The following is an 11,525-nucleotide window of genomic DNA, read 5'->3' as shown; positions in this document are numbered from 1 at the left end:
GCGGCGGAGTTTATCGGTTTTTTAGCCGATCGCCTGCAAGTGCACGGCAAAACGTTCAGCCAGCCAACGAGCCGCCGGGCCGAGGGGCTCGTCGCGGCGCCAGACCAGTTCGACAATCAATGCCGGCGGAGTCCATTCGCTGATCAACTCGACCATCTGATTCTGATACGCCGGATACTGCACCACATGTCGCGGCAGCCAGGCCCAGCCAAGACCGCGCATCACCCATTCAGCCATCACGTAGAAACTGTCGGCGCGCCAGACCTGCGGGCTGGCCGGCTCGTTGCCGGGATAGACGCTGGACTGCGTGGACATCAGCAACTGTCGATGCTGCGCCATTTGCTGGCAATCGATCTGCGCCTGCATTGCCAATGGATGCCCCACGCCGCACACCGTGACCATTTCGACACTGCCCAGCACCCGCCGCTCAAGGGCTTCGGGAATCTGTTCGTGATAGAACAACAAGCCCAGATCGGCCCGACGCTCCACCAGTTTGCGCGCCACATCGCCCTGGGCGGCGCTGGTCAGTTGCACCTCGAGACTGGGAAACTTTTCCGCCAGGGCCTCGAAGCTTTCAACCACCGCTTGATAGGGCATAGCCTCGTCCTGAGCCACCCGCAGACTCGCTTCCTGGCCACGCATCATCGCCAAAGCGCGGCCGTTGAGGCGCTCGCATTGGCGCAGCACTTCCCGTGCCTCTTCAAGCAGGGCGGTGCCGGCTTCGGTGAGTTTCGGCTGACGACCACTGCTGCGATCGAACAGGCTGACGCCCAAGTCCTCTTCCAGCAGCGCGATCGAACTGCTGACCGCCGATTGCGCCTTGCGCTGATCCCGCGCTACCGCGGAAAACGAACGCTGTTCCGCGACGCTGACAAACAAGCGCAGCTGTTCCAGATTCCATTGCATGTTCATGGCTCAACCCATCTTTAGAACAGATAGGTAATGACTTTACCGCATCTGGCGAATCTCTAGAATGCCGACCTCAGAGAGCAACACTTCACACGAGGATTGACCCATGACCGCTTACTACTACCTGGCCATTGCTATCTGCGCCGAAGTGATCGCCACAGTTTCGATGAAAGCGGTCAAGGGTTTCAGCACGCCATTGCCGCTGCTGCTGGTCATCGTCGGTTACGGCATTGCGTTCTGGATGCTGACCCTGGTGGTACGCAGCGTTCCGGTGGGCGTGGCCTACGCGGTGTGGGCCGGCATGGGGATCGTGATGGTCAGCGTCGCGGCGCTGTTTATCTACGGGCAGAAGCTGGATGTGCCGGCGATGCTGGGGATGGCGCTGATTGTGCTGGGGGTTGTGGTTATTCAGCTGTTCTCGAAAACTGCGGGGCACTGACGACCTGTAGGAGCTGTCTTGCCAGCGAAATGGCCATATCTGGCACACCGCTTTCGCTGGCAAGCCAGCTCCTACAAACATCAAACCCGCCTCCCTTGTATATACTGCGCCCTCGTCTTGAACACTGAGGTCGCTGCATGCCATCCGTTATTTCCACCGACGTACTGATTGTCGGCGCTGGTGTCGCCGGCCTCTGGCTGAATGCGCGCCTGCGCCGCCAGGGTTTTTCGACCGTGTTGGTGGAAAGCGCCAGCCTCGGTGGCGGGCAAAGCCTGAAGTCCCAGGGCATCATCCACGGCGGCGCCAAGTACGCGTTGCACGGCGCCCTGACCGGTGCCTCGGAAGCCATTGCCGACATGCCGCGCCGCTGGCGTGAAGCGCTGGCCGGCGACGGCGAGCTGGACCTGTCGGGCGTACGCGTGTTGTCTGATGCTCACTACCTATGGTCCCCCGGAACCCTCGCCGGCAACCTCACCAGTTTCTTCGCCAGCAAAGCCGTGCGCGGGCGGGTCGATCAGGTCAAGGGCGAGCAACTGCCGCCAGCCCTGCAAGACAAGCGTTTCAAGGGCAAGGTCTATCGTCTGGCGGAACTGGTGGTCGACGTGCCGAGCGTGATCCAGCGCCTGGCCGATCTGGCCGGTGACGGTCTACTGGCCGGTCAGCACATCGAACCGCTGCTGGAAAACGGCGAACTGGTCGGATTGAAAGTCGACGAACGCGAGATCCGCGCCCAGCGCATCGTCCTCAGCGCCGGTGCCGGCACCGCCGACCTGCTCACTGCGCTCGGCCTGAGCCAACCAGCCATGCAGCGCCGCCCCGTGCACATGATCATGGTCAAAGGCCCGGGCCTCAAACCGCTGTATGCCCATTGCCTGGGCGGCGGGCCAAAGCCACGCATGACCGTGACCACTCACCCGGCTGCCGATGGCCAATGGGTCTGGTACCTGGGTGGCGACATCGCCGAAGCCGAAGGCGTGGCTCGCGATCCGGCGGCGCAAATCGCCACCGCGCAAAAAGAACTTAGCCAACTGCTGCCGTGGATCGACCTGAGCAACGCGCAATGGGCGACCTTGCGGGTCGACCGCGCCGAGCCGCTGCAATCGGGGCTGACCCGTCCGGACAACGCGTTCCTCGCCGAGCAGAATCGTCTGCTGGTGGGTTGGCCGACCAAACTGGCGCTGGCGCCGGACTTCGCTGACCGCGTCATCGCCTCATTGCAACGTGACGGCATCCAGCCGAGTCACCCGACACCGCTGCCGGAGCTGCCGAAACCATCGATGGGCGTCCCTGCCTGGGAGCAACTGCTGCCATGAGCCAGCCGACCCTGCACGATTTGCATCGCCCTTTGGGCAGCACCGGCCTGCTGGTTTCGCCCCTGGGCCTGGGCACGGTGAAACTTGGCCGTGATCAAGGGGTGAAATACCCCAACGGCTTCCAGATCCCCGGCGATGATGAAGCGCGCATGCTGCTCAAACTCGCACGGGATCTGGGCATCAATCTGATCGATACCGCGCCGGCCTATGGCCGCAGCGAAGAGCGTCTTGGCCCGTTGCTGCGTGGTCAGCGTCAGGACTGGGTGATCGTCAGCAAGGTTGGCGAAGAGTTTGTCGACGGCCAGTCGCACCACGATTTCAGCGCCGCCCATACTCGCCTGTCGGTGGAGCGCAGCCTGCAACGGCTGGAAACGGATGTTATCGACCTGGTGTTGGTGCACTCCGATGGCAACGATCTGGAAATCCTCAATGACAGCGAGGTCTATGCGACCCTTGCCGAGCTCAAGCGTGAAGGCAAGATTCGCGGTTTCGGCTTTTCCGGAAAAACCGTCGAGGGCGGCTTGAAGGCTCTGGAACAAGGTGATTGCGCGATGGTCACCTACAATCTGAACGAACAGAACGAGAAGCCAGTCATTGACTATGCTGCTGCTCACGGCAAAGCGATCCTGGTCAAAAAAGCCTTGGCCAGCGGCCATGTGTGCCTGAGCCCGGGCGTGGACCCGGTACGCGCCAGCTTCGAATTGTTGTTTGAACACCCGGGCGTGGCCAGTGCTATTGTCGGGACCATCAATCCGCTGCACCTCGCCCACAACGTCGCGACCGTTGCCCAAGTCCTTCGTAGCAACTGATGCCGCCCACGCGGCCTTAAGCAGGAGCCGACATGCCGCGTACGCTGATCAGAAAGAACCCGAGCAACTTCAAGACCCTGCCGTTATTCGTCGAAGCAACCCCCGAAGGCCTGAGTTATCAGAGCGTCGGAATGCCGCTGAATTTCTCCCAGACCCTGCAACGTCGCCGCCCGGTGACGGTGCCCGACAGCGAGCGGTTTGCTCTGGAGCTGGCGAACCTCGGGGTTTCGGTGCGTCTGACCCTGCATTGGCAGAATCGCGATTACTGGGTGTTGGTGCGTCAGCGTCGGCAGGACCGCGGCGATGTGGTGCTCAAGCTGATCTCGGGTTACGTGCCGGCCCATGAACTGAACCTGCCGTTGCACACGGCGACTCAGGAAATTGCCGAAGAGTGCCTGCTGGAAACGCCGGAAGGCTGGCTCAGCGGGCGTTTCAACGACACCTGGCTGCCAGCGCCCTACTCATCCGCTTTGCATTACCGCGAAGCCCTGCCGTTTCGCCTGACGCCGTTGTCCGGCTCGGCGCGGCCGGTGCGCTGCGCCCATATGCCGTTGATCGAACGCCCACAGGCCTACGTGCATTTGCCGACAGCGTCGCTGCAATTGATCTACGACTTGCGCCTGGACGTGCCCAAGGAAGCCAAATCCCTGAGCCTGTTTCATGTCGACGAACGGCTGGAGGGCGATCAACTGGTGGCCCGGCTCGACCGCAAACGTCCTGACTTGTATCTGATGCCATTGCAGGACGGTCTGCCCACAGCCGAACTGTATACCTTGAAAAAGGATCAGCTGTACCCGGCGAGTACCCGCGGGTTGTATCTGGCTGAGAGTTTTGCCCGACAGGAAGGGTGGCTGGTGAAGGATGAGCGGATTCGCTGGAAGGACTGGGTGCGGCAACAGGGTTTGAGCCCGCCGGGGAAGGATTCCGGTTTAGCCCGCTTGCACGGAAAAGCAAAGCAACTGCTGAAAAGAATCGTGCCGCGCAAGGCTGCACGATAGAACAATGCTGTAGGAGCGGGCTTGCCCGCGAAGGCGGCGGTACAGTCAACATTGATGTCGCCTGACATACCGATTTCGCGAGCAAGCTCGCTCCTACAAGGATTGCACTCGCCACAATCAGTGATTGCGGATCTTCTCGACAATCGCCGTGGTCGAGCTGTTTTCCACCAGCCCCAGCACTTTCACCGTCCCGCCGTATGCAGTGACGATGTCTGCGCCGACCACTTGATCGATCCCGTAATCGCCGCCCTTGACCAACACATCTGGCTTGACCTCGCGCAGAAGGTTTTCCGGGGTACCTTCAGCGAAGCTGATTACCCAGTCCACGGCGCCCAGACCTGCCAGTACCGCCATACGACGGTCGACGCTGTTGATCGGCCGACCCGGCCCTTTCAAGCGGCTCACCGACGCATCGTCGTTGACCGCCACGATCAGACGATCACCCTGGGCACGTGCCTGTTCAAGATAGGTCACGTGGCCGGCGTGCAGGATGTCGAAGCAGCCATTGGTGAACACAATCTTCTCGTTGTGCGCGCGTGCGTCGTCGACTGCCAGCAGCAGCTGCTCCAGCCCCAACACACCACGTTCGGAACCTTCTTCACGCTGGATAGCACGACGCAGTTCCGGCGCGCTGATAGCCGCCGTACCGAGCTTGCCGACCACGATGCCCGCCGCCAGGTTGGCCAGGGCCACCGCATGCGGCAGCTCTTCGCCAGCGGCAATTGCCGCCGCCAGGGTAGAAATCACTGTGTCACCGGCGCCGGTCACGTCGAACACTTCACGGGCACGGGCCGGCAGGTGCAACGCCGGATGATCCGGGCGCAGCAAGGTCATGCCGTGTTCGCCACGGGTCACCAGCAAGGCGCCGAGATCCAGGTCGTGCATCAACTGCGCGCCTTTGCTCACCAGTTCGTGTTCGTCGGCGCAACCACCGACAATGGTTTCGAACTCGCTGAGGTTCGGGGTGATCAGGCTCGCGCCGCGGTAAATCGAGAAATCTTTGCCCTTGGGATCGGCCAACACCGGAATGCCACGGGCACGGGCGGCCTGGATCAGCACCTGATGGTTCTTCAGCGCGCCTTTGCCGTAGTCGGACAGCACCAGCACCTTGATGCCTTCGAGCAATTCGTCGACTTGCTCGCCCAGCGCCAGCGCGTCGGTAGAGAAAGGTTCTTCGAAGTCGATACGCAGCAATTGCTGGTGGCGGCTCATCACCCGCAGCTTGACGATGGTCGGCTGATGCGCGATGCGCTGGAACAATGCCCGTACGCCAGCACCCTTGAGGCTATTGACCAGACTGTCGGCAGCCTCGTCGTCGCCAGTCACGCCGACCAGCGAGGCCGGCGCACCCAGCGCGGCAATGTTCAGGGCAACGTTGGCGGCACCGCCCGGGCGGTCCTCGATTTGCTCGACTTTGACTACCGGTACCGGTGCCTCAGGGGAAATCCGTGAGGTACCACCATGCCAGTAACGGTCGAGCATGACATCACCGACCACCAGGACAGGGGCCTGATCGAATCGTGGCATGGATAACTTCATGGAAACTCCAGGGGCAATAAAAGCGTCGCGGATAATAACATAGCGAAAGAGTACGGCCGCACGCGAGCAAAGAGGCTCAACGGCGATCATCCTGTGGAGGGCCATCCAGCGGACGCACCCAGAAAAGTTCGTGTCGGCGCACTGCTTTGCGGAAAAACTCGTCTTCACCGGTGCGGGGCCAGCGACGCCCGGCCAACAACCGCTGAATCACCCGGCGCAGACGTCTTTTGAGCGGTGGGCGGCCCTGCAAGTCGTGCTGCATGCCCAAGGCCATGGCTTTGTCCATGCGGGTTGGCGCATCCAGCAACGGGCTCCATAGCCCATCGGCCGGCAACGGCTCGATGGTCGGCGGCAGGGCAATGCCATAACCCGCCGGGCCCATCGGCCAGCGGTCGTTGTCGTGCAGGTGATTGGCATAGAGCAGCAGGGTACGCGGGCGCCAGGCACTGAGTTCGATCGCCTCCATCAAGGCGCGAGTGCTGGCGACATGATCGCTGTGGGGATCCAGTTCAGGGTGGGGTGTCAGCACCGCGTCGGGCCGGTGATGCTCAAGCAGACGCGCCAGATCGGCGACCAGGTTGCGCCAATGGGGCTGACCATCGACGTCACCCGGCAGGCTCAGGGCATTGTGCCGACGCACCTCGCGTATATCGCTCTCCCCCGACTCCCGGGAACCGAAGCTTTGCTCCGGCTGCTGCGCCATCGCATTCAGTTGCAAGCAGTAGTAGCCCAATTGCACACACTGTTGTTGTGGCACCCCACCCCACAGCGGCACTGCCAGACTGTCCCAACTGCGCAGACGCCCCTTGAGTCGGGCAGCCTGAGCGTTGTCGAGGCCCAGATCGCGGTAGTTTTCGGCCTCGATCTCACCTTGGGTCAACGTGACGATAGCCACCTCGGACGCCCGGTTATAGAGACCGAAAGCCGCCAGTTCGGCATCATCGGCATGGGGGGCGATGATCAGCAGACGCTGCTGGCCAAAATCCGGATGACTCAGGGCATGCAAAGTCGCCTGTGGCGCCAGGCTGCAAAAGCGTCCACGTAACGTCAGGGTTCCGGCTGCCAGCGCCGAACCTTGCCCGGACAGATTGAGAAAACGCTCCCCCGCAACTCCGCGCTCCAGATCCTGACGGTCGTCACCGATCCACACCTGGGGATCAAGAAAGCGACCCAGCCAGTGGCTCTTGACTCGCACCTGCAAAACCAGGGTTTGCGCCATGCCAACGTCACCCGTCACCCGCAAGACACCATTGACCAGGGTGGCGGGAAACTGCGGCGTACCCGCCGGGAATTCATAGCGATAATCGTCGCCCGGGGCATAGAACAGATGATCGGCGAACCAGGCTTCATGGGCGATCCAGCCCAGCAGCAGGAACAGCGGCAGCGGCCACCATGCGACAAAAATGCCAAATAGTAATGCCGCCAACAATGCACCGATCAGCACCACACGTTTGCGTTGGCGATGGCGTTTCAGCAATTGTTGCTTGCGTGCGCTCATGACTGCCTGTCCTCGCTCAAACCTGATAGACCGGAACCCGGTGACACCAGCGATCCTTGTATTCGCGATCGGCGCGACCGAACGAGTAACGCAGCGGCTTGCCTACGGCTCGGGCTTGCTCCCACGCGGCTTGGGTGTTGACATAACTGAGTACACTGCCGGGGCTGAACTCGCGATTCTGCGGGTCGACACCGCCGTTAATGTATTCCAGGCTGACCCACTTGGGCGCCTCGACCCGGTACAGAATCTGGATCGCCACCGGCTCGTCGTTCAGGTAGATCAAGGACCCGGTCATGAACTCACGCAACAGGCTGAACACTTCAGAAAGACGCGCCTTGCCCGGTGCTTCAAAGTTCCAGCGGCGCTGGAACAGGTCAGCATAGATGGTCGCCTGTTCGCTGGCGCTCAGCTCCAGCATCGGTCGGATGATGCCACCCGCCTCTTCCAGCAAACGCTGATCACGACGCTGGTTGTAGCGAAACTTTTTGCTGTAGTCCTCGGGTTCACGAGCCAGCGCCAGGCCTTCGGGCTGCTCAGCGAGGCCGGTGATGTTTGGGGCATTGAGTTCGGACACATAACGCGCGCGATGCCGCACACGAACCTGGGTATCTTCGGCAACCGGCAGGATGACCTCGGCATTGCCGAGATCGAGCAAGCCACGTTTACCTTCACGCTTGAGCACTTCCTTGGACAAGGCCACATGACGGCCCCAGGTCGGCATCGCGGCGCATAACTCACCATCGACGAACCAGCCCAGATAACGCACCGGAATGCCTACCAGCCCTGCCAGACGTTCAACGACTTCGGGGTGAGTCGCTACGCTGCCGCCAAACTGTTGCCAGGCCTGGGCATAAGCCGTGGCATCAATGGGAGTCCAACCGCTTTCTCGCCAGGTTCGCCAGTAACTCAAAATCAAACGTGGGACTCCGTCATCGCCTCGTCGGTGCTTTCGACGAAATCCTTCTCGTGCAGGCGCGCGTAGAGACCGTTCAACGCCAACAACTCGGCGTGGGAGCCGCGTTCGACGATGCGGCCCTGGTCCATCAACAGGATCAGGTCAGCCTTCTCGATGGTCGACAAGCGGTGAGCGATCACCAGCGTGGTACGGCCCTTCATGACTTGTTCCAGAGCCCCTTGAATGTGGCGCTCGGATTCGGTGTCGAGGGCCGAGGTGGCCTCATCGAGGATCAGCAATGGCGCATTCTTGAGCAGTGCCCGGGCAATCGCCAGACGCTGGCGCTGACCGCCGGAAAGCAGCACGCCATTTTCGCCCACCAGGGTGTCATAGCCTTGAGGCATTTGCTCGATGAACTCGGCGGCGTAGGCATCTTCGGCAGCCTTGCGCACGTCTTCGAACGGTGCGCCGGCGAGGTCGCCGTAGGCGATGTTATTCGAGACGCTGTCGTTGAACAGGGTGACCTGTTGGGTCACCAGGGCAATGTGTCGACGCAGGTTGGTCAGCTTGTATTCCTCGACATCCAGACCGTCGAGCAGGATCTGGCCCTTGTCGTGGTGATAGAAACGCGGAATCAGGTTGGCCAAGGTCGACTTGCCGCTGCCTGAACGCCCCACCAGAGCCACCATCTGGCCCTCTTCGGCGGTAAAGGAAATATCATTGAGCACGACTTTCTCGGTGCCCGGGTACTGGAAGCTCAGGTTACGCACTTCCAGGCGACCGCTGACGCGCACCATCTCCTTGGTGCCAGTATCGACTTCCGGAGCTTCGTCGAGCTGCTCGAAGATGCTCTCCGCACCGGCCAGCCCTTTCTGGATCGTGGCGCTGACTTCCGACAACTGACGAATCGGCTTGGGTAACAAACCAGCGGCGGTGATGTAGGCAACCAGTTCGCCAGCAGAGGCATCGCCGCGAAGGTAAAGCACCAGATACATCAACACAGCCATGCCGACGTAAATCACCAGTTGCAGCATCGGGGTGTAGATCGACTGGGTGCGGGTCATGCCCAGGCTGCGGTTCATGTTGTCGGCGCTGGCCTTGTGGAACCGATCGATTTCGTAGGTCTCACCGCCAAAGCTGCGAACCACGCGATAGCCCTGGATCGTCTCCGAAGCCACATGGGTCACATCACCCATCGCCACCTGAATTTTCTTGCTTTGCTTGCGAAATTTCTTGCTGGCGCTACTCACCAGAATCGCGATGACCGGCAGGATCGCCAGCAATACCAGGGTCATTTTCCAGTTGCTATAGAGCAGGTAACCGAACAGGAACACCACTGTCAGGCCTTCGCGGATCACCACCTTGATCGCATCGGTGGCGGCACCGGTGACCATGGTCACGTTATAGGTAATACGGGAAATCAGGTGACCGGAATTGTGGTTGTCGAAGTAGCGGTTAGGCAGGGTCAACAGGTTGTCGAACAAGGCGCAACGCAAGTCATGAACCACGCCACGGGCAACCTTGGCCAGGTAATAATTGCCCAGAAATGAGCCGATACCCTGGTAGACGGCAATCAGCACAATCAATAACGGTACGCCGAGTACCAGCGAGACACCCATAAACTTGGTGTCATTGGGTTTTTGCAAGGCGTCGAGAAAATGCTTGAGCATGTCCGCCAGCATCGGCTGGCTAGATGCAAATAGCACGAAACCGACAATACTGACGGCGAAAGCACCCCAGTACGGAAGCACGTATTTCAGCAACCGCAGGTAAATCTTCATGCTTGATTGCTGGTCGGAATTGGCCATTCGGCACGCCTCGTACGTTTGAAAAGACAGACAAGCTGTGGATTGTAACAGCGAACGAATTACAACATCGGTTCAGCCGGGATGAGGTGCCGAAAACGCAGCGTTAGCACTTCGCTTCCGGGCCAGCAGCATCAGGGGTTGAAACACTCCAGACGGAACCTTTGGTTTCATTGCTTCCACGAGTGGCCAACACGATACTCAAGGCAATCGGTAACCAGGTGATCAACCAGTCCGCATTGGGCTTGAGCCAGAGACCAATGCCATCGGTCATCAAGGACGCCCCGGAAAACACCCAGAGTGCGAGCAACACTTGCCCCAATGGCTGCGCGCGCGAAATCCAGCCACGCCAGCCGGCCGTCAGCCACAGCCAGCCGAACAGCAGCAGGCCAGGTACTCCCAGACGCACACCGATATCCAGGAACAGGTTATGGGGATGTTTGAATGACTGTCCGATTTCAGGAACAGGAATCAGGTACTCATGAAATCCCAATCCCATCCCCCAATGATCCAGCATCAATTGAATGCCGCCGTTCCATAGCTCGGGACGGAACGAAACGCCACGCTGCAAGAGGATTTCCGGCTTGAATATAGCAATGGACGCCAACCCCAGGACCACCAGAATGATCAGCCCGCTCCCCAGGCGCGACGGTCGTGCCACTCCCATCACGAACAGACAGGCCAGCAAGCCGATCCACACACCGCGGGTTTGGCTGAAGCCAAGGAATAGCGCATATCCCAGTGCAGGAATCAGCAGCAACACCATCATCCAGGGATTGAAGCGCCTGGTCTGCAACGTGAAGACGCCAAGAATCAGCAAGGCCCCCACCGCATGCGCGGCCATGATCGCAGTGTCCCACAAGCCAATAGCAATCAGCCTGCCGCTTAAAGGTTGAGCGGACACGTCATAAAAGTAGACCCAGGAAGCCGCAGCAAAAAAACCGCCCATAATCGATGCATACAACAACATGGACTCGAACCGCCACTTGCGGTTCTGCGCAGCCAGTAGCACGCCTGACAAGGTAAGGGCCACATAGAGCGTCACCTTGCTTTTGCCAAAAATGTTATTGCCGCCCTCAACCATCAGCACCAATAACGTCCAGGCCGCGAAGATCGCAAAGAGGATGCACTCCGGCTGCTTGAGCATCACGCGAAAATCCCTATGGAACAGTGCCAACAAGGCAGGCAGCCACAGCAGGAAAATCATCATTTGGTGATAAAGCTTGTTGTCCGGCAGTACCCACGCCCCACACAGCAGCACGAGAAAACCGATAGACGCCCACATCGCCAAGGCATCCTTACCGATAATTTTCTTCATTC

General features: G+C 60.2%; 10 protein-coding genes. 4 read left to right on the top strand and 6 right to left on the bottom strand.

Annotated features, from left to right (window positions below; all coding sequences use genetic code 11):
* Positions 1 to 21 precede the first annotated feature (21 nt).
* Entirely contained in the window at positions 22 to 912 is an 891-nt protein-coding gene (locus tag CKW20_RS10560; RefSeq protein ID WP_095052862.1) for a LysR family transcriptional regulator, read from the bottom strand.
* A 103-nt stretch (positions 913 to 1,015) separates the two neighbouring features.
* Here CKW20_RS10560 and CKW20_RS10555 point away from each other — a divergent pair, with 103 nt between their 5' ends.
* From CKW20_RS10555 to CKW20_RS10540, 4 genes are all read left to right on the top strand, one after another.
* Complete coding sequence (locus tag CKW20_RS10555; RefSeq protein WP_008004867.1) at positions 1,016 to 1,348, top strand: multidrug efflux SMR transporter; 333 nt, start codon at positions 1,016 to 1,018, stop codon at positions 1,346 to 1,348.
* 137 nt (positions 1,349 to 1,485) lie between these two features.
* A complete protein-coding gene (locus tag CKW20_RS10550; RefSeq protein ID WP_095052861.1) occupies positions 1,486 to 2,661 on the top strand; it encodes an FAD-binding oxidoreductase in 1,176 nt (391 codons plus the stop codon).
* Positions 2,658 to 3,470 carry an aldo/keto reductase gene (locus CKW20_RS10545; RefSeq protein ID WP_095052860.1) on the top strand — a complete coding sequence of 271 codons (813 nt, stop codon included), beginning with the start codon at positions 2,658 to 2,660 and terminating at the stop codon, positions 3,468 to 3,470. The genes CKW20_RS10550 and CKW20_RS10545 overlap by 4 nt, the downstream gene beginning before the upstream one ends.
* Positions 3,471 to 3,502: 32 nt before the next feature.
* Entirely contained in the window at positions 3,503 to 4,468 is a 966-nt protein-coding gene (locus CKW20_RS10540; RefSeq protein WP_095052859.1) for a metal ABC transporter ATPase, read from the top strand.
* 117 nt (positions 4,469 to 4,585) lie between these two features.
* On the opposite strand, the gene hldE is transcribed toward CKW20_RS10540, so the two are convergent.
* From hldE to CKW20_RS10515, 5 genes are all read right to left on the bottom strand, one after another.
* A complete protein-coding gene (gene hldE / locus CKW20_RS10535; RefSeq protein ID WP_030130457.1) occupies positions 4,586 to 6,007 on the bottom strand; it encodes a bifunctional D-glycero-beta-D-manno-heptose-7-phosphate kinase/D-glycero-beta-D-manno-heptose 1-phosphate adenylyltransferase HldE in 1,422 nt (473 codons plus the stop codon).
* Between the two features lie 76 nt (positions 6,008 to 6,083).
* Positions 6,084 to 7,505: a PIG-L deacetylase family protein gene (locus CKW20_RS10530; protein ID WP_095052858.1), complete on the bottom strand. Its 1,422-nt coding sequence runs from the start codon at positions 7,503 to 7,505 to the stop codon at positions 6,084 to 6,086.
* A gap of 16 nt (positions 7,506 to 7,521) precedes the next feature.
* A complete protein-coding gene (locus CKW20_RS10525) occupies positions 7,522 to 8,418 on the bottom strand; it encodes a GNAT family N-acetyltransferase (RefSeq protein ID WP_095053016.1) in 897 nt (298 codons plus the stop codon).
* On the bottom strand, positions 8,418 to 10,208 hold the full coding sequence (gene msbA, locus CKW20_RS10520) for a lipid A export permease/ATP-binding protein MsbA (RefSeq protein ID WP_095052857.1): 1,791 nt from the start codon (positions 10,206 to 10,208) through the stop codon (positions 8,418 to 8,420). The genes CKW20_RS10525 and msbA overlap by 1 nt, the downstream gene beginning before the upstream one ends.
* A 103-nt stretch (positions 10,209 to 10,311) precedes the next feature.
* Positions 10,312 to 11,523: an O-antigen ligase gene (locus CKW20_RS10515; protein WP_176466880.1), complete on the bottom strand. Its 1,212-nt coding sequence runs from the start codon at positions 11,521 to 11,523 to the stop codon at positions 10,312 to 10,314.
* Positions 11,524 to 11,525: the final 2 nt, after the last annotated feature.

This window comes from Pseudomonas sp. Irchel s3b2 (assembly GCF_900187445.1).
In the GTDB taxonomy this organism is placed as follows: domain Bacteria; phylum Pseudomonadota; class Gammaproteobacteria; order Pseudomonadales; family Pseudomonadaceae; genus Aquipseudomonas.
The sequence above is the reverse complement of the archived record's forward strand: the minus strand, read 5'-3'. Positions and strand labels throughout refer to the sequence as shown.

What these genes read in the sequence shown, in the direction of transcription:
- CKW20_RS10560 (WP_095052862.1), bottom strand. Translation starts at nt 912, where the DNA reads ATGAACATGCAATGGAATCTGGAACAGCTGCGCTTGTTTGTCAGCGTC.
- CKW20_RS10555 (WP_008004867.1), top strand. Translation starts at nt 1,016, where the DNA reads ATGACCGCTTACTACTACCTGGCCATTGCTATCTGCGCCGAAGTGATC.
- CKW20_RS10550 (WP_095052861.1), top strand. Translation starts at nt 1,486, where the DNA reads ATGCCATCCGTTATTTCCACCGACGTACTGATTGTCGGCGCTGGTGTC.
- CKW20_RS10545 (WP_095052860.1), top strand. Translation starts at nt 2,658, where the DNA reads ATGAGCCAGCCGACCCTGCACGATTTGCATCGCCCTTTGGGCAGCACC.
- CKW20_RS10540 (WP_095052859.1), top strand. Translation starts at nt 3,503, where the DNA reads ATGCCGCGTACGCTGATCAGAAAGAACCCGAGCAACTTCAAGACCCTG.
- hldE (WP_030130457.1), bottom strand. Translation starts at nt 6,007, where the DNA reads ATGAAGTTATCCATGCCACGATTCGATCAGGCCCCTGTCCTGGTGGTC.
- CKW20_RS10530 (WP_095052858.1), bottom strand. Translation starts at nt 7,505, where the DNA reads ATGAGCGCACGCAAGCAACAATTGCTGAAACGCCATCGCCAACGCAAA.
- msbA (WP_095052857.1), bottom strand. Translation starts at nt 10,208, where the DNA reads ATGGCCAATTCCGACCAGCAATCAAGCATGAAGATTTACCTGCGGTTG.
- CKW20_RS10515 (WP_176466880.1), bottom strand. Translation starts at nt 11,523, where the DNA reads ATGAAGAAAATTATCGGTAAGGATGCCTTGGCGATGTGGGCGTCTATC.